General features: G+C 33.5%; 16 protein-coding genes, 6 tRNA genes and 1 rRNA gene. 1 reads left to right on the top strand and 22 read right to left on the bottom strand.

Going from position 1 to position 17,885, the window contains the following annotated elements; all coding sequences use genetic code 11:
• Positions 1-4 precede the first annotated feature (4 nt).
• The gene (locus LQ679_RS02705; protein ID WP_037590026.1) at positions 5-652 is read right to left on the bottom strand and encodes an SDR family oxidoreductase; all 648 of its coding nucleotides are present in this window, start codon (positions 650-652) and stop codon (positions 5-7) included.
• 14 nt (positions 653-666) lie between these two features.
• Positions 667-1,200, bottom strand: a complete 534-nt coding sequence (locus tag LQ679_RS02700; protein WP_037590028.1) for a CHAP domain-containing protein — start codon at positions 1,198-1,200, stop codon at positions 667-669.
• Between the two features lie 178 nt (positions 1,201-1,378).
• Here LQ679_RS02700 and LQ679_RS02695 point away from each other — a divergent pair, with 178 nt between their 5' ends.
• Positions 1,379-2,329, top strand: a complete 951-nt coding sequence (locus tag LQ679_RS02695) for a hypothetical protein (RefSeq protein ID WP_239762048.1) — start codon at positions 1,379-1,381, stop codon at positions 2,327-2,329.
• A 57-nt stretch (positions 2,330-2,386) separates the two neighbouring features.
• On the opposite strand, the gene LQ679_RS02690 is transcribed toward LQ679_RS02695, so the two are convergent.
• The 20 genes from LQ679_RS02690 to rrf all read right to left on the bottom strand — a co-directional run.
• On the bottom strand, positions 2,387-3,043 hold the full coding sequence (locus LQ679_RS02690; protein WP_204258887.1) for a haloacid dehalogenase type II: 657 nt from the start codon (positions 3,041-3,043) through the stop codon (positions 2,387-2,389).
• Positions 3,044-3,184: 141 nt separating this feature from the next.
• A complete protein-coding gene (locus LQ679_RS02685; protein WP_191836083.1) occupies positions 3,185-4,039 on the bottom strand; it encodes a Cof-type HAD-IIB family hydrolase in 855 nt (284 codons plus the stop codon).
• A gap of 76 nt (positions 4,040-4,115) precedes the next feature.
• On the bottom strand, positions 4,116-4,895 hold the full coding sequence (locus LQ679_RS02680; protein WP_159316322.1) for an ABC transporter ATP-binding protein: 780 nt from the start codon (positions 4,893-4,895) through the stop codon (positions 4,116-4,118).
• A gap of 104 nt (positions 4,896-4,999) precedes the next feature.
• Positions 5,000-5,785 (bottom strand): VOC family protein, encoded by a 786-nt coding sequence (locus LQ679_RS02675; protein ID WP_126477694.1) that lies wholly within the window; start codon positions 5,783-5,785, stop codon positions 5,000-5,002.
• A gap of 133 nt (positions 5,786-5,918) precedes the next feature.
• Positions 5,919-6,368, bottom strand: coding sequence for a GNAT family N-acetyltransferase (locus LQ679_RS02670; RefSeq protein WP_126477693.1), 450 nt, complete (start codon positions 6,366-6,368; stop codon positions 5,919-5,921).
• 22 nt (positions 6,369-6,390) lie between these two features.
• A complete protein-coding gene (locus tag LQ679_RS02665; protein WP_126477692.1) occupies positions 6,391-6,999 on the bottom strand; it encodes a DedA family protein in 609 nt (202 codons plus the stop codon).
• Between the two features lie 243 nt (positions 7,000-7,242).
• Positions 7,243-9,627, bottom strand: coding sequence for a heavy metal translocating P-type ATPase (locus tag LQ679_RS02660; protein WP_239762047.1), 2,385 nt, complete (start codon positions 9,625-9,627; stop codon positions 7,243-7,245).
• Between the two features lie 13 nt (positions 9,628-9,640).
• The gene (locus tag LQ679_RS02655) at positions 9,641-9,943 is read right to left on the bottom strand and encodes a metal-sensing transcriptional repressor (protein ID WP_025907429.1); all 303 of its coding nucleotides are present in this window, start codon (positions 9,941-9,943) and stop codon (positions 9,641-9,643) included.
• Between the two features lie 724 nt (positions 9,944-10,667).
• Positions 10,668-12,470 (bottom strand): glutamine--fructose-6-phosphate transaminase (isomerizing), encoded by a 1,803-nt coding sequence (glmS, locus tag LQ679_RS02650; RefSeq protein ID WP_037590043.1) that lies wholly within the window; start codon positions 12,468-12,470, stop codon positions 10,668-10,670.
• Between the two features lie 468 nt (positions 12,471-12,938).
• Positions 12,939-14,291: a phosphoglucosamine mutase gene (gene glmM / locus LQ679_RS02645; RefSeq protein ID WP_239762046.1), complete on the bottom strand. Its 1,353-nt coding sequence runs from the start codon at positions 14,289-14,291 to the stop codon at positions 12,939-12,941.
• 21 nt (positions 14,292-14,312) lie between these two features.
• On the bottom strand, positions 14,313-15,248 hold the full coding sequence (locus tag LQ679_RS02640; RefSeq protein WP_037590047.1) for a CdaR family protein: 936 nt from the start codon (positions 15,246-15,248) through the stop codon (positions 14,313-14,315).
• Complete coding sequence (gene cdaA, locus LQ679_RS02635; protein WP_025907437.1) at positions 15,249-16,055, bottom strand: diadenylate cyclase CdaA; 807 nt, start codon at positions 16,053-16,055, stop codon at positions 15,249-15,251. It abuts the gene before it with no gap.
• A gap of 142 nt (positions 16,056-16,197) precedes the next feature.
• Positions 16,198-17,103 carry an arginase gene (gene rocF, locus LQ679_RS02630; RefSeq protein WP_037590050.1) on the bottom strand — a complete coding sequence of 302 codons (906 nt, stop codon included), beginning with the start codon at positions 17,101-17,103 and terminating at the stop codon, positions 16,198-16,200.
• Positions 17,104-17,289: 186 nt separating this feature from the next.
• A tRNA-Lys gene (locus LQ679_RS02625) sits at positions 17,290-17,362 on the bottom strand.
• 4 nt (positions 17,363-17,366) lie between these two features.
• Positions 17,367-17,441: transfer RNA gene (locus LQ679_RS02620), tRNA-Gln, on the bottom strand.
• A gap of 4 nt (positions 17,442-17,445) precedes the next feature.
• Positions 17,446-17,529 (bottom strand) — tRNA-Tyr (locus LQ679_RS02615).
• 16 nt (positions 17,530-17,545) lie between these two features.
• Positions 17,546-17,621: transfer RNA gene (locus LQ679_RS02610), tRNA-Val, on the bottom strand.
• A gap of 7 nt (positions 17,622-17,628) precedes the next feature.
• A tRNA-Glu gene (locus tag LQ679_RS02605) sits at positions 17,629-17,700 on the bottom strand.
• Position 17,701: 1 nt separating this feature from the next.
• Positions 17,702-17,776: transfer RNA gene (locus tag LQ679_RS02600), tRNA-Asn, on the bottom strand.
• A gap of 19 nt (positions 17,777-17,795) precedes the next feature.
• A 5S ribosomal RNA gene (rrf, locus tag LQ679_RS02595) occupies positions 17,796-17,885 on the bottom strand; the annotation flags it as partial.

The raw sequence follows: 17,885 nt of genomic DNA, 5'->3' as shown, positions 1-17,885 counted from the left end.
ATGATTATTGATTAAATTGATCAACCGCTTCTTTAATTTCAACATCTCCTGAAACGACTTGGAATTCTTGACCAATTTTCTCATCATTGTTTAATACTTCAACCAAGACAGTCGCTACATCTTTACGAGGTATTTTACCACGTTCTACTTCTTCAGCTAATGTAACTGTTCCTATAGCATCATCATTTGTTAATGCACCAGGGTGAACGATTGTATATGGTATATTAGCATTTCTTAAATGTTCATCTGCATAGTGTTTAGCTATTGTGTAAGGTTTTAAATCTCCTTCAAAAGCTGATCTTCTTGTATCAAATGAAGACACGAGTACAAAATGTTTCGTACCTGCTATTTTACTTGCTTCAATAGATTTAACTGCGCCGTCTAAGTCAATAATAATTGTTTGGTCTGCACCGGTATGTCCACCTGAACCTGCTGTAAACACAACTTTATCTGCATCTTTTATTTTTTCAGAAATGTCATTGATATCGTCATATTCAAGATCTAGTGGTGCTGTTGTTGCACCTAAGTCTTCAAAGAAACTTGCTTGACTGTTTTTTCTAATACCTGCAACAACTTCATTGCCTTCTGCTACTAAATCTTTAACTAAATGTCTTCCTATTTGTCCATTAGCACCTATTACGAAAATCTTCATTATAAAACACTCCTTTAAATTTTTTCATGTATAAAACGATAGTTGTGTAATCTATCTGGCGTGATTAACCTTGAAGTCACTTCATATGGCTTTTTATAGTTCATATCAGAAACAACAATTGAACCATCATTTTTTACTTCTTCAACTATTGCGACGTGTCCTAGTTCACCATAATCAGTTTGTAAGATTGAGCCTTCACTAGGTTGTCCGTTAACTTTATAGCCTTCTTCTTTTGCACGGTCATCCCAATGTTTAGCGTCACCCCATGATGAACTAATTTTTTTATCAATTTTCAATCTTTTTTCAAATACATAAAATGTACATTGACCTTCTTGATAGTAATTACCAAGTGAACGGTCATCTGTTTTATCATTCTTTTTAATTTGTTCCGTACGAATCGCTACTTCTTTTTCTTTCATCTGCTTCTTTACGTCTTCAACATAATGATTCAATAAATCGAATCCACCTTGGCTTTTAAAAAGCATAACCATGGTAATAATAGCGACCCACGTTGCAAGGTAAACGATGAAGCGGAATAACTTTTTCATAGCTCACTCCTATAACTAATGTACCTCAAATATATGAGTTAAAACGTAGGATATCAAATAAAGTGCTTATAACTTTTTTGAAAAATTCGCAAATGCAAGAAAGTTTTTGACAATTAAATGACATTTACATAGTTTTTTATGGTACCCTAATGATACAAAAAGACAAGAGGTGAATCATATGTTCAAGTTCCAATTGGATTACTTTAGAAATGGACAGGGATTCCATTTAAAAACTATTCTATTTTCTATTTTAGCATCAATCGTTATGGTTCTCATAATGTTAATACCGGGTGTATTATTCTTAATCGGTGGTGTCTCACTCGCTTCATCACAAGACTTTTCAGGTGAACCTTCTGGCGGAGGACTAGCAATATTCTTTATCACTATGGTACTCGGCTTTTTACTAACACTTGGTTTATATATCTTTGTTTTAATTCCTTTAGCTTATGGCATGATTAAATACTATAAAGATACAGACTTAGGTATTGGACCAAACTTTAGTGATTTATTTATGTTCTTACGAAAAGGAAACTACGTTAAAACATTAAAACTTACAGTTATTATAGGTGTGATTAGTGTTGCAATGTACATAGCGATTTATATTGTCGTATTAGTTGTTGAACTAATATTCGTTGCAATATTCGGAACATCTATGGCTATTATGCAACCAAGCGGTTCAAGTGAAGCTTTCGGCGCAATGTCTATATCATTTGTAATTATCATGTTATTTATGATTTTAGTTCTATTCGCAGTGTTTATTCCATTATATTATATAGTGATATTTATTATGAACACAGTACTTGTTCATATTGATCAAAGATCGTTACCAACTTTCACTAAATTCTCAATTGGTTGGAATATTACAAGTAAAGGTCCTAATAATGCTTGGAAATTATTATTCAGCAACTTACTCTATGTTGTTGTTGCATATATTGTTTTAGCTATTATTGGTATCGTAGTTGCAGTTGTCGTTTCATTTATGCCAGCAGTATTACAAGTTATATTCGCGGTACTTGGATATATTGTGTACTTTATCTTTATGTTTGCTGTTTCATACTTCATTTACGGAAGTGTGATGAACTTCTATCACAAAAATAAAAATGCACTTTACCCTCCAAATAACCAGTAATCCTAATTGATAACATATTAAGCGCTCAATCTACATTCAAAAGATTGAGCGCTTTTTTTATAATAAATCTTTAATACTATATAAGGATTGTAATTCAAAGTCGGGTTTTACTTCTATATATTCAAAATCACTAAAGTTACGATTAACCCATGCCGTTTGAAATCCAAACTTTTCTGCACCAACAATATCCCATTTATTTGATGATACAAATAGTACTTCATCTTTATTATATGGAATATTTTCTTCTAACAAAGCGTATCCATTAGAATCTGGTTTATACACCCCAAACGCTTCAAGAGACAAGATAAACTTAAAGTAATTTGTAATATTTGAATTATCTAATACTTGTTCTATCATGTCTTTATTACCATTACTAAATATTATTTGATCAACTTCTGATAGTTCTTTTAATGTATGGGCAACTTCTGGAAATGGCGTTAATTGATTATATGCTGCCATACATTCGTTAATTTCTTTCAATGAGTAATCAAAATCATTTCTACTGAGTACGTACTCTAGTGAATCACGAATCACTTTACTAAATGGTTTATATTCATCCACTAATTGTCTCACATGCGTATACTCAATTAGTTTATATCGCCATGCTTTAGCTATTCTATCCCCATTTCCCGGGAATAACTTTTCACATTTTTCTCTCACACTATCGATATCAAAAAGCGTGCCATATAAGTCATATACTACTGTTTTAATCATTTCATCACCCCTAAAAACATCATTCATTATATTATATCCAAATGTATATAAACCAATCACACAAAATATATTGCTAACAACCTTATTATTCATAAAATAAAACCATGTCACCTTATATCGGACATGGTTTCATATATTGATTTAATTAATTAAAAACTTTTGGCTTAAAAAGTCAGCGACACCATTTTCTACATTTGTACGTCTCGTAACTTCACTACCTAACGCTTTAATATGATCAGGTGCATTTTTCATAACAATTGGATTATCTACAAATTCGAGCATTTGTCTATCGTTATCACTATCACCAATCGCAAAAGTTTCAGTATCCGCTGCGATACCTAAATAGTCTAAAGTCGCTTGAATAGCTGTTGCTTTATTAACACCCGTTGGCATTGTTTCTAAATTACAAGTTGTTGAATGAGAGATTGAAATATCTAATTCTTCTTTCATAGGTACGATAAGTTCTTCCCATTTTTTAATTTCTGACTCGTATTTTTTGAAGAAATAAAACTTAGAATAAGCATCTTCTGGTATTTCATCAACCCAATTGATTTTCTCACTTAAAGCTTCTTGTCGAGATTTCCATTCATTACGTTCTACATCTCCCAATTCATCTGTTTGGATTTCAGAAAGTAATAACGTTTTATCACGTTTTAAGGCGATACGATTTTTATAGTATGGAAATAACTCGTAATAAATTTGATGTTGTTCTGCTAAATCAACAAGTTTACGCACTGTTTCCATAGGTAGTTGGTGTTTAAATATTTCTTCTCCATTAATATATCCTACTGCACCATTTGAAGATAAAATACCATCAACTTCAAAATTCTCAGGTACTAAATATGGAATTTCATCATATGCTCTTCCTGTCGCAATAAATACTTTAATGCCTTTTTGTCTAACTTCTTGAATAACATCATTTGTATGATTCGTTACTCTGTTGTCTTCATTTAAAATTGTCCCGTCCATATCTAAAAAAACTGCTTGAGTCGTCATGTTGAATCCTCCATATCATTTATCAATGTCTATTATTTCATGCTCACAACATAAAGGCAATTTTTTAAAATTTATATTACTTTTTAGATAAAATTGGTCTATTATTTTTAAATGTTACATCCACATCAATGCCAAATAAGTTACTCATATTATCACTATTTAATAGCGAATGAATATCACCTGATTGGAATACTTCTCCATTTTTCAATAAAAGTATGTTTTTAAAGATTGGTAAGACTTCTTCTAAATGATGTGTCACATAAATAATCGTTGGTCCATTACTATCTTGACCGATATACTCAATTCTTTCTAACAGATCTTCACGCGCTACAAAGTCTAATCCATTTGTTGGTTCATCAAGAATAAGCAACCTCGGTTCTGACATTAACGCTCTACCTATTAATACGCGCGTTTGTTCTCCTTGAGATAGCGTTTCAAACCTTCTATTTATATAATGTGTAATACCTAGCGTTTCACAAATATGTTTCGCTTTTTCTTTAATTTCTTCAGTAGGTTCTTCATAAACACCTATTGACGCATAAGCACCACTAATAACAGTTGTATAAGCATTGTCCTGTTGTCTCATTTTCTTAAATAAAGATGACGAAACGTAACCTATTTGCCTTCTAATAGCATCAGCAGAATAACCTGGTCTTCCTTGTTTCATATCTAGTATTTCAAATTCACCAGATGATGGAGCTGTATATGCGTTAATAATATCGAGAATAGTAGATTTACCAGCACCATTTAATCCGTACAAGACCCAATGTTCTCCATCTACTATTTCCCAAGAAATATCTTTTAATATGTATTTGCCTTCTCTAATCCAATTAATATGTTTCAAATCAAGAAGCATACTTACATCCCCTTTAATATAAGAATTTAGAATATTCACTTATTGTACATGAAACAACTCTTATATTAAAGACGATAGGATAGGAAGGCTTAATTTTATGATGATTATTCTGGATTAATATCGAATCTTAATCCATCTGGTGAAATCAATACTTCAGATGCTCTGTTCGGAATTTGCATATCGATATTAGCAAGTCCGTAACTATTGTCTAAATCTTCACGTTTTTTATTTGATTGCCAAGTATTAATCGCAATATGGTGATGATAATCTTTTGTTGACATGAATAATGCATTAGGGAAATTACCTACAACAATTTTTAATCCTAATGTATCAATATAAAAATCTTTGCTTTCATTGATGTTGCTTGTTTTTAAATGTAAGTGGCCAATCTTAGCACCTTCAGGCATACCATTCCAACCTTCAGTTGAAGCATGTTGGACTAATGCTTCTGCGTCTACTTCAAGTGTATCCATATTAACGTTACCATCATTCCATACCCAAGTTTCTGGATCTCTATCTCTATAAATTTCTAGACCATTGCCTTCTGGATCATTTAAATACAATGCTTCTGACACGATATGATCCCCAGCACCCAGTCTTACATTTAATCTTGAAGCATGTAATAAAAAGTCAGCTAAATCAGCAGTAGTTGGTAATAATATTGCTAGATGGAATAATCCAGCTTCTCTCATACTTGGTTCTCTACCATCTACTAATAAATTTAATGTAATAGTATGACCTGAGTTACCAATCTCAAATACTGTTTGTTTGTCATCTTTACTTTTTATATTTAATCCTAGAATACTGTCATAAAATACTGTCATTTTTTCTAAATCTTTAACATTTAATGTAATGCCTTTTACTAAATTTGCATCTTTACCATGAAACATAACTTGCACCTCTTCTTATTTATTAATTAACTATAGTATACTTTATATACTATAAAAAGTATACTACTTTGTTTCGAAAAGTAAAAAAACCTATACGGTACAATTTAAAATTGAATCCGTATAGGCTATATTATTACAATTCCAGCTCTAATCTCACCATATCTTTGCATTGAATACCATTCTCAAAGATAGGTTCTTCGTAATACTTTACAAAATAATCAATATCTATTGATTTCATTCTAAATCCAGCTTGTTGATAAAGTTTCAATTGCCCAATACCTGAGTTACCTGTTCCAACAGTTACTGTGTGACAATGTAAGTTTCTCGCTTCATTAATCATATGGTCAATTAATAATCGTCCTATACCTTGATTTTGAAATTGAGGATCAACTGCTAAATTAACTAACTCATATGTATTGGGTCTCGTTAATAACCCAACTGCAATTCCGATATCTTGATGATCTTGCTGATAAACATACACTTGTCCTCTAGCAGCATAATCATTAACTGCATGTTGATTGTCATCTGCTAAAGCTAATAATTCATAATGTCTATCATTTAACTGCTCACATAAAGTTATCATTGTATCACCTTCATTGTTTAAATTATGAAACTTTCTTCTTCCTAATAAACCAAATGACAAATACAATTATACCAATTGCAATAACTGCGTACATAAAGTGAGAATAAACATCCATATAATTAACGATTTGATGCCAATTATCTCCTACTTTAGCACCTACCAGTACTAATACTAAATTCCATATCAATGTACCGATTGTCGTTAATACTAAAAATAACCATTGATTCATACCGCTCATACCAGCTGGAACGGATATTAAACTTCGAATAAGTGGAATAAATCTACAGAAAAATACAGTCCATGGTCCATATTTATCGAACCAAGCATCTGCTTTTCTTACATCTTCTTTCGTTAACCTAAGATATTTACCCCATTTCTCGATAATTCTTTCGATTCTTTCAACATTTAGAATACGACCAATCCAATATAATATGACAGCACCGCCTACAGAACCTATTGTAGATGCAACGACTACACCTAAGACTGTTAGATCTGACTTCGTTGTCATGAAACCTCCAAATGTTAAAATAACCTCTGATGGTATGGGTGGGAAAACATTTTCCAATAATATCAATAAGGCAATACCAAAATAGCCAAATTGTTCCATTACACTTGTAATCCAACTCTCCATTGATTTGCTCCTTTAAGTTGATATCTTTCTCATTTTATTACTTTGTAAATAAAAACTCTCAATAATAATAAATAAAACATAATGATGAAACTTAATTATATAATATATAACGCTGAATAAGTGTAAGACTTAAGTATGAACATGACAATTTTTATTTATATGCATTGTCATTACTTTTTATTTTACATTAAAATGATTCATAAAAAAATTCACACCCATTTATATATGAGTGTGAATGAGTATTTATAATTTAACTTTTTTTAATCTTAATGCATTTGTTACGACACTTACAGAGCTTAATGCCATTGCTGCACCTGCAACCCAAGGCGCTAGAATACCTATTGCAGCAATTGGTATGCCTGCCGTATTATATCCGAATGCCCAGAATAAGTTTTGTTTAATATTTTTAATTGTTGCATGACTTATTTTAATCGCTTTAGGGATAAGTAATAATTCTCCACCAAGAATAGTTACATCTGCCGCTTCAATCGCAACTTCTGTGCCAGTTCCAATTGCGATACCAATATCTGATATTGCCAATGCTGGTGCATCATTAACACCATCGCCAACCATTGCAACCTTTTTGCCAGTACTTTGAATTTCTTTAATTTTATCAGCTTTTTCATTTGGTAATACTTCAGAAATGACTTTTTGAATACCTACTTGATTTGCGATAGCTTGAGCTGTTCTTTCGTTGTCACCTGTAAGCATTACGACTTCTAACCCTTCATCTTGAAGCATTTTAATCGCTTCTGGTGCACTTTCTTTAATCGTATCCGCAACTGCGACAATACCTTTAAATGTACGATCAACAGCAACTAACATAGCCGTTTTACCTTCTTGTTCTAAATTGGACATGTCTTGTTCAAATGATGTCGTTTCAATGCCATGTCTTGTCATTAATTTTCGATTACCCACTAATATTTCTTTATTCTGAATAGTAGCTTGAATACCATATCCAGGTATTGCATCGAAGTCGTCTACATCATTAAATGCGACTTCTTGTTCTGTAGCGTATGCAACAATTGCTTCAGCAAGTGGGTGTTCTGAACCTTTTTCTGCACTTGCTAATAGACTGAGTGTTTCTAAGTCTCCAGTATAATCCGTAACTTCAGGTTTACCTTTTGTGATTGTACCAGTCTTGTCTAGCACGATTGTATCTAATTGGTGTGTACGTTCTAAATGTTCGCCACCTTTAAATAATATGCCGTTCTCTGCAGCTTTACCCGTACCAACCATAATGGAAGTAGGTGTAGCTAATCCAAGCGCACATGGACAAGCAATGACAATCACAGCAATTGCTGCAACTAATGCTCGTTCAAACTGACCTGGGTCTACTAATGTTAGCCATACGATAAATGTTAAGATTGATATCCCAACAACAATCGGAACGAAATACCCAGAAATAACATCAGCCAATCTTTGTATAGGAGCTTTAGATCCTTGCGCTTCTTCTACAATTTTAACAATAGAAGCTAGTGCTGTATCTTTTCCTACTTTAGTTGCTTTTACATGAATTAAACCATTCTTATTAATCGTTGAACCAATGACTTCTTCATTTATCGTTTTTTCAACAGGAATAGATTCACCTGTAATCATAGATTCATCTATTGATGTACGTCCTTTTTCAATAATACCGTCCACCGGTATCTTTTCACCTGGTTTGATGTATAAAATATCTCCGACAACGACATCATCAATAGGTATCATGATCTCTTTATTATCACGAATAACTCTTGCTTCTTTAGCTTGTAAATTTAATAAAGATGATAAAGAATTCGTTGTTTGACTTTTAGCGCGTTTTTCTAAATATTTACCAAATAAGATTAAAGTAATTAACACTGCACTTGTTTCGAAATATAAATGTGGCATATAAGATGGATTACCAATTGTTTTGATAGCTTCATATAAACTATAAAAATATGCTGCACTTGTTCCTAATGCCACTAATACATCCATATTAGCGCCACCATTTTTCAAGTTCTTATAAGCGCCAACATAGAACTGCCAGCCAATGATAAATTGAACAGGTGTTGCTAGTATAAATTGAAACCAAGGATTCATTAAGATATGTGGCATAGGCATATTAAATAAATGCACAAACATTGTTAATAAAAGTGGTAACGATAAAATAGCAGAAATAATCAGTTTAGTTTTCATTTTCTGTACTTCTTGTTCTTTATGCGTTGTTTTATTTTGAACATCACTTTTAGTAGCAGCGTCATAGCCTAAATTTTTAATTTTATTAATGATACTTTTAACATCTATAATTTCAGGATTGAATTCGACATTAGCTTGCTCAGTCGTTAAATTAACTGTCGCTTGTGTAATACCTTCTTGTCGATTGAGTACTTTCTCGATACGATTAGAACATGCTGCACACATCATACCATAGACATCTAATTCAGCCTTTTCAGTTAAGACACCGTATCCGAGATTTTCAATTTTATTAGTTACATCTGATAAATTTGTAGCGTCATTATTGAAAGTGATGGATGCTTTCTCAGTCGATAAATTCACTTGAGCATCAACGCCATCCATTCTATTTAACACTTTTTCAATACGATTGGAACATGCTGCACATGTCATACCCGTTACACCAACAGTAACATGTTTAGATTCACTCATTTCGTTAACCTCCTTACTTAGAAAATTGTTTAAGTACACTCATTAATTCATCAATCGTTTCTTCACCTTCACCATTTTGAATAGCATCCGTCACACAATGTTTAATATGTCTTTCCGTTACCGCAAATCCAACATTTTTTAAAGCAGACTGTATCGCACTAATTTGTACTAATATATCCACACAATATCTATCTTCCTCAACCATACTTTGAATACCACGCACTTGACCCTCAATACGTTTAAGTCTATTGATCACTTTATCTTTTTCCTCTTTCGTTCTAGGTGTTACCGTATGTTCATGTAAATATTCACTCATACAATCACGTCCTCTCTCTAATTAATACTATACCCCCCTATAGTATATTTTTCAATATAAAAGCTCAAAAATTTATAATGAGATGTTGAATAAAGAAAGTAAGAATAATCAAGAGTATTGTCGTGAGTTACATTTTCTTAGTCATTTGTATATATGAGCGGCCTTAATTACAATTCCTTGGACTTTTGTTACTATGAGCGGCCTTAATTACAATTCCTTGGACTTTTGTTACTATGGGCGCCCTTAGTTACAATTCTCCCGACTTTTGTTACTATGGGCTGCCTTAGTTACAATTCCCCGGACTTTTGTTACTATGGGCTGCCTTAGTTACAATTCTCCCGACTTTTGTTACTATGGGCGCCCTTAGTTACATTTCCTCCGACTTTTGTTACTATAGACCTCCTTAGTTACATTTCCTCCGACTTTTGTTACTATGGACTGCCTTAGTTACAATTCCTTGGACTTTTGTTACTATGGGCGCCCTTAGTTACAATTCTCCGGACTTTTGTTACTATGGGCGTCCTTAGTTACAATTCTCTCGACTTTTGTTACTATGGCCTGCCTTAGTTACACTTTCCCAGACTTTTGTTACTATGGACCTCCTTAGTTACAATTCTCTCGACTTTTGTTACTATAGCCATCATACACGCCTATCCGTATATAATATATTCAAAATTTACATAAAAAAACACCTAAGCGAGTAGCTCAGGTGTTCAATATCATTCTATTCAACTGTAACTGATTTAGCTAAGTTACGTGGTTTATCTACGTCACAACCTCTGTGTAATGCAGCGTAGTAAGCGATTAATTGTAATGTGATTACTGATACAAGTGGTGATAACATTTCATGAACGTGTGGTATTACATACGTATCATGATCGTGTTCTAAACCTTCCATAGAAATAATACATGGATTAGCACCACGTGCTACAACTTCTTTAACGTTACCACGAATTGATAAGTTAACTTTTTCTTGTGTAGCTAATGCAATGATTGGTGTACCTTCTTCAATTAATGCAATTGTACCGTGTTTTAATTCTCCTCCAGCAAATCCTTCTGCTTGGATATAAGAAATTTCTTTAAGTTTCAATGCACCTTCAAGACCTACGTAGTAATCCATTGTACGTCCAATAAAGAATGCGTTACGTGTTGTTTCTAAGAAATCTTTAGCGATTTGTTCCATTTTAGGCGCATCGTCAACAATTGCAGTGATTGCAGTTGTTACTTTCGCTAATTCAGGAATAATATCTACACCAGTATTTTTGTTATGTGCATTCGCAACTACTTGAGAAAGAATTGCTAATACTGCGATTTGTGCTGTGTATGCTTTTGTTGATGCAACAGCGATTTCAGGTCCAGCGTGTAAAATTAATGTATGATCCGCTTCACGAGATAAAGTTGATCCTGGTACATTTGTAATTGTTAATGCTTTGTGACCTAAACGTTTAGCTTCTACTAATACTGCACGGCTATCTGCTGTTTCACCTGATTGTGAAATAAAGATGAATAATGGTTTTTCAGATAATAAAGGCATGTTGTAAACAAACTCTGAAGCTACATGTACTTCAGTAGGAACGCCTGCCCATTTTTCAATGTATTCTTTACCTACTAAACCAGCATGGTAACTTGTACCACATGCAACGATATAAATTCTATCTGCTTGTGCAACATCTTCAATAATTTCTTTATCGATTTTAAGGTTACCCTCTTCATCTTGGTAGTTTTGAATAATGTTACGCATAACACCTGGTTGTTCGTGAATTTCTTTTAACATGTAGTGATCGTAAGTACCTTTTTCAACGTCTGAAGCATCGATTTCAGCTTTATAGCTATCTCTTTCGATTACGTTACCTTCTTGGTCTTTGATGATCACTTCATCGCGTTTTACGATAACAATTTCGTTGTCGACTAATTCTTTATAAGTATCTGTTACAGCTAACATAGCAATTGCATCTGAAGCAATTACGTTAAATCCATCACCGATACCAACTAATAATGGTGATTTGTTTTTAGCTACATAGATTGTGTCAGCATCTTGTTCATCTAATAAACCTAATGCATATGAACCGTGTAATAATGATAATACTTTATTGAAAGCATCTTCTGTAGTTAACCCTTCGTTTGAGAAGTGTTCAATTAATTCAACAATAACTTCAGTATCAGTATCTGATTTAAAAGTGATACCTGATAAAAATTCATTTTTAAGTTGTTCATAGTTTTCAATAACACCGTTGTGTACTAATGTGAAACGACCTGATGTTGATTGATGAGGGTGAGCGTTCTCATAGTTTGGCACACCGTGAGTTGCCCAACGTGTATGTCCAATACCAATATTTCCATCAAAGTCATCAGAAGCTGCTTTACGTAATTCAGCAATTCTTCCTTTTTCTTTAAATACTTTAATTTCTTCTTCATTTCTTACAGCAATACCAGCTGAATCATAACCTCTATATTCTAATTTTTCTAATCCTCTAAGTAATAATTCTTTAGCATTTGCTGTACCTATATATCCTACTATTCCACACATAATCAAAATTCCTCCAATTTTAAATAAGCGGTCAGACTTTAAAATTTTTAGTCTAGTCGCTTTCAATACTCTGTTCAATTTATGGCTATTTCAACGTCTTTGGACATACAGTCACCTATATGCTTTAAACATTGAACTTCGAATGGGCCACATCCGGGATAGCATCCGCCGAAAATTCGATAACTATCCTCCTCGTCAACAAAGGTCATAACACTCATTCAGCATGTATCTGATTATACATGCCTCTACAATCGTGTATGCGCTTTGTTCAGGCGCTATAAGTTTCCTTATTTCGATAAACCTCACAATCCTCCTTATGCAAGCTCTCTTCATTCTACAATGAAATAGTATGTTGTGCAATTATTATACTATATTCCGTGCAATTATCATTATTTTCTATATAATTACACTTGTTAAATTTTAAAATAAAAAATCTGAGACAACAGTTGTCTCAGATTTATAATATTATTATTCAATTCCCATTTCTTGTTCTACTACTTCTGCAATACTGTTAACAAATCTTTCAGCATCTTCTTCTGTTTTAGCTTCAACCATTACACGAACTAGTGGTTCAGTTCCTGATGGTCTTACTAATATACGACCTTCGCCATTCATTTCAACTTCAACTTTAGTCATGATTTCAGAAACTTTAGCGTTTTCTTCAACACCATATTTATCAGAAACTCTTACGTTTACTAATTTTTGTGGATATTTTTTCATATTGCTTGTTAAGTCACTTAAACTTTTACCTGATCTTTTAACGATACTTGCAAGGTGCGCACCAGTAAGTAAACCATCACCAGTCGTATTATAATCCATCATCACGATATGACCTGATTGTTCTCCACCAAGGCTGTAAGAACCACGACGCATTTCTTCTACAACATATCTATCTCCAACTTTTGTTTTGTTAGATTTAATACCTTTTTCTTCTAGCGCTTTATAGAAACCTAAATTACTCATTACTGTTGAAACAACCATGTTATCTTTTAATTCACCATTTTGTGCCATATCTTCAGCTAACACATACATGATTTGGTCACCATCAACAATTTGCCCTTTATCATCTACAGCAATGATTCTATCCCCATCACCATCAAAAGCTAAACCAAGGTCTGCACCATGTTTAATAACAGCTTTTGCTAATTCTTCTGGGTGTGTAGAACCCACATTTAAGTTAATGTTATAACCATCTGGCTTACAACCGATTGTTTCGCTCGTTGCTTCTAAATCACCGAATAAATACGGTGCAAGAGAATAAGTAGCACCATGTGCACCGTCTAGGACAATTTTCAATCCATCTAAATCTCCATCAACAGTTGATTTAATATAGCTTATATATTTTTGAGCACCTTCAAAGTAATCCGAAATATGATTTAATTGGTTACCTGTAGGTCTTGGTAAATTGTCTTCTGTAGAATCTAATAACTTTTCTATTTCTAATTCTTCATCATCCGTTAATTTGAAACCATCTGGACCAAAGAATTTAATACCATTGTCAGCTACTGGATTGTGTGACGCACTGATCATAACACCTAAATCTGCATCTACTTCTCTTGTTAAATAAGCTACACCTGGTGTTGAAATAACACCTAACCTCATCACTTCTGCACCAATTGATGAAAGACCTGCGATTAAAGCTGCTTCTAACATTTCCCCAGAAACACGCGTATCTCTACCTACTAATACTTTAGGATTTTCACTACCATGTTTCTTCGATAATACATAGCCGCCAAATCTACCTAATCTAAATGCGATTTCTGGTGTTAATTCAGAATTTGCTACACCTCTAACACCATCTGTACCAAAATATTTGCCCATTATAATTCTCCTTTAATTCCGTTAGTTTTTAGAAGTTTCTATTTTTGCTTCAACATCTTTGAATTCTGCTTCGTCCACACCATCAGGCAAGCTAAGATCAACTTTTTTAGTTGTATTTCCATCAACATTAGAAACATCGACAGGTACATCTATTGATCCTATACCATCAAGTACATTTCTTGAACCATATATTTTAACTTCGGATTTATCTAAAGTAATATCATCAATATTTATATTTTTTGATACACTACCTTTTTTCACAGGATTTAATGTCACAGTTTTACTAGATCTTGCAACTTTAATATTGACGTTAACAGTATCTGGTCTAATCTGTACGTCTAGTTTATTTAAATTGCTATCAAGTACACTAATACCCGCTTTTTCAGTCGTATCATCTGTTAATTGCTTCGTTTCATCTAAAGTAGCTTTAACATAAGCAATTTTATTAAGTTCTTCTTGTCCACCTGTAATCGTTACTTGAGATGGATTAACAGTTTCTCCAACTAGCTCATATCCAGAAGCAATTCTATTTTGATTAATCTCAGCTTCAATTGGATATTTTTTAGAAACTTTGTCTTGTAACGTTACATTTGCGCTTTTAGGCACAACTGTCGCTTTAAGTTCATCACTAAGTCCTTTGATTTTAAAGTTTTCTTTATATTGCCCTACAGATTTGTTTTTCAAATCCAATTCCACTTTAAAATTCAATAATTTTTCAGCCTGTAATATTGTTGATTGTGGACCAGAAACTTTTACATCCACAGTTTTAGGTGCGCCAGATAAATATAATTCTTTTGTATTATAGATTGTATCTACCGGCACATCTTCTATTACATGATCTGAACTTTTCAAAGCATTTTCTGAAAACAAGCTACCGAACACATTATTCACAGATAAGAACATGAGTAGCGCTAAAATTAAAGCTACAAAACGTAAACCCCATTTAGATTCTAGCATCTACTTCACATCCTTTCTGTTTTGAACAGAACCAAACCAATGCTCAACTAGTAATTCTCTAAAGGCTTCACTTGATATTTCTTTTCTTAATCGACCATCAATTGTTACAGATATTGAACCTGTTTCTTCTGATACTACAACTGTAAATGCATCTGATACTTCTGAAATCCCTACAGCTGCTCTATGACGCGTTCCTAAACTTTTAGAAATTTTTTGACTGTCAGATAACGGTAAATAACTTGCTGCTGTAGCAATTTTTTGTTCACGTATAATCATCGCACCATCATGTAATGGTGTATTTGGAATAAAAATATTTGTGAGTAATTCTTGAGAAATATCAGCATTAATAGGTATCCCTGTTTCTATGTAGTCTTGAAGACCAGTTTCTTTCTCGAATACAATTAATGCACCTATTCTTCTTTTGGCCATATACTGAACAGCTTTATCAACACTATCAGTTAACCTTTCTTGTTCTGCTGATGTCGCTACATTTACTCGTTTAAATAGACTTCCTCGCCCTAATTGTTCCAACGCTCTTCTAAACTCTGGTTGGAATATTACAATGATTGCTAAAAATCCCCATTGCAATACAAAATCAAATAAAAGCGTAGTAGTCGTCAAATTCAAAAAATTACTTACTGTTCTACCAATTATGATGAAAAATATACCTTTTAATAGTTGTATCGCTTTTGTACCTTTAACGACCGTTATAATTAAGTACAATACATACCATACAATAATTAAATCAAGTATACCTGTTATAACTTTTAAGGCACTTAATTCACCAAAAATGTCAGGTAACTGCATAGTATCTCCTCCGTGTTTCATTTACCTAGTGATTATTATAACAATTTTTGAGATATATTGTTAATTTAATTATATATAAAACAAAAAAAGCCTCTATTAAAGAGACTTCTTTATTAAAGTATATTTTATCCATGATTGTCAATTATAATAATTTCTCTCCAAAGAATGAGCCCATTAATCCAATTGCTTGATGCGCCGTTTTATTATATTCATCGATAAGAGGATTTACTTCAACTAAATCAGCAGATACGATTAAATTTGACTCATGGAGTAACTCCATAGCTAAATGACTTTCTCTATATGTCGCGCCTCCTGGTACTGTTGTGCCCGTACCCGGCGTTTCGACTGGATCTAATGCATCAACATCCAATGAAAGATGTACACCATCCGTTTTATCCTTTAAGTAGTCTATCGTTTCAGATATAACTTGATTCATGCCAAGTTTATCTATATCTGCCATTGTATATGTACGTATACCTGACTTTTTAATATATTCCTTTTCACCATCATCTAAATCTCTCATACCAATTAGAACGACATTTTCAGGTTTTACTTTATTTTTATATCCACCGATATTCATTAATTCTTCATTACCTTCACCTAATAAAACTCTTAATGGCATTCCATGAATATTCCCACTCGGTGAAGAATCTAATGTATTTAAATCTCCATGTGCATCATACCAAATAACACCAAGATTATTATAATGTTTACTGATACCAGCGATTGATCCTATTGATAATGAATGATCTCCACCTAGAATTAAAGGAAAGTTACCATTATTCATCGTTTCATTTACGGATTCATATAAGTTATTTGAAAATGAAATCACTTCATCTAAATTTCTTAAACCTTCTTGTTCGCTTTTATATTTTTTCATATCAATATTAGGTGATTCTACATTACCTTTATCTATGACATGGTGACCTATATTTTCTATTCTTTCAATCAAACCAGCATATCTCAAAGCATCTGGTCCGAAATTAACGCCTAATTTTCTTTGACCAAAAGCAGTTGGTGCACCGATTATTTCAATGCTCTTTTTCATAATTTCAAATCCCCCTTAATTTGCATTACTATTATATTCTAGTATATGTAAGCACTTACATCAAGCTATATAAGGGTTTGTGGATAATATTAATATATTCCAAATATTTATACGTATATACATCGATTTATGCATATTTTCTTCAATAAAAAAAGAGACATTAGATTAACTAATGCCTCTTACTTATGAGCCATAGAGGATTCGAACCTCTGACCCTCTGATTAAAAGTCAGATGCTCTACCAACTGAGCTAATGGCTCTTAATGGCTGGGCTAGCTGGATTCGAACCAGCGAGTGACGGAGTCAAAGTCCGTTGCCTTACCGCTTGGCTATAGCCCAAAAATGGTGGAGGGGGGCAGATTCGAACTGCCGAACCCGAAGGAGCGGATTTACAGTCCGCCGCGTTTAGCCACTTCGCTACCCCTCCAGCTTATTAAATTAAATGGTGGAGAATGACGGGTTCGAACCGCCGACCCTCTGCTTGTAAGGCAGATGCTCTCCCAGCTGAGCTAATTCTCCATAAAAATGACCCCTACGGGATTCGAACCCGTGTTACCGCCGTGAAAGGGCGGTGTCTTAACCGCTTGACCAAGGGGCCATGGCTCCACAGGTAGGACTCGAACCTACGACCGATCGGTTAACAGCCGATAGCTCTACCACTGAGCTACTGTGGAATAATAAAATTAAATATTTGCCCGGCAACGTCCTACTCTCGCGGAACGTAAGCCCAACTACCATCGGCGCTAAAGAGCTTAACTTCTGTGTTCGGCATGGGAACAGGTG

It is taken from the genome of Mammaliicoccus sp. I-M35 (assembly GCF_022386455.1).
Lineage (GTDB): Bacteria > Bacillota > Bacilli > Staphylococcales > Staphylococcaceae > Mammaliicoccus > Mammaliicoccus sciuri_A.
This window is presented reverse-complemented; position numbering and strand designations above follow the sequence as displayed.

What these genes read in the sequence shown, in the direction of transcription:
- LQ679_RS02680 (WP_159316322.1), bottom strand. Translation starts at nt 4,895, where the DNA reads ATGCTTCTTGATTTGAAACATATTAATTGGATTAGAGAAGGCAAATAC.
- glmM (WP_239762046.1), bottom strand. Translation starts at nt 14,291, where the DNA reads ATGGGCAAATATTTTGGTACAGATGGTGTTAGAGGTGTAGCAAATTCT.
- LQ679_RS02665 (WP_126477692.1), bottom strand. Translation starts at nt 6,999, where the DNA reads ATGGAGAGTTGGATTACAAGTGTAATGGAACAATTTGGCTATTTTGGT.
- glmS (WP_037590043.1), bottom strand. Translation starts at nt 12,470, where the DNA reads ATGTGTGGAATAGTAGGATATATAGGTACAGCAAATGCTAAAGAATTA.
- rocF (WP_037590050.1), bottom strand. Translation starts at nt 17,103, where the DNA reads ATGAAAAAGAGCATTGAAATAATCGGTGCACCAACTGCTTTTGGTCAA.
- LQ679_RS02655 (WP_025907429.1), bottom strand. Translation starts at nt 9,943, where the DNA reads ATGAGTGAATATTTACATGAACATACGGTAACACCTAGAACGAAAGAG.
- LQ679_RS02670 (WP_126477693.1), bottom strand. Translation starts at nt 6,368, where the DNA reads ATGATAACTTTATGTGAGCAGTTAAATGATAGACATTATGAATTATTA.
- LQ679_RS02695 (WP_239762048.1), top strand. Translation starts at nt 1,379, where the DNA reads ATGTTCAAGTTCCAATTGGATTACTTTAGAAATGGACAGGGATTCCAT.
- LQ679_RS02640 (WP_037590047.1), bottom strand. Translation starts at nt 15,248, where the DNA reads ATGCTAGAATCTAAATGGGGTTTACGTTTTGTAGCTTTAATTTTAGCG.
- LQ679_RS02675 (WP_126477694.1), bottom strand. Translation starts at nt 5,785, where the DNA reads ATGTTTCATGGTAAAGATGCAAATTTAGTAAAAGGCATTACATTAAAT.
- LQ679_RS02685 (WP_191836083.1), bottom strand. Translation starts at nt 4,039, where the DNA reads ATGACGACTCAAGCAGTTTTTTTAGATATGGACGGGACAATTTTAAAT.
- LQ679_RS02690 (WP_204258887.1), bottom strand. Translation starts at nt 3,043, where the DNA reads ATGATTAAAACAGTAGTATATGACTTATATGGCACGCTTTTTGATATC.
- cdaA (WP_025907437.1), bottom strand. Translation starts at nt 16,055, where the DNA reads ATGCAGTTACCTGACATTTTTGGTGAATTAAGTGCCTTAAAAGTTATA.
- LQ679_RS02660 (WP_239762047.1), bottom strand. Translation starts at nt 9,627, where the DNA reads ATGAGTGAATCTAAACATGTTACTGTTGGTGTAACGGGTATGACATGT.
- LQ679_RS02700 (WP_037590028.1), bottom strand. Translation starts at nt 1,200, where the DNA reads ATGAAAAAGTTATTCCGCTTCATCGTTTACCTTGCAACGTGGGTCGCT.
- LQ679_RS02705 (WP_037590026.1), bottom strand. Translation starts at nt 652, where the DNA reads ATGAAGATTTTCGTAATAGGTGCTAATGGACAAATAGGAAGACATTTA.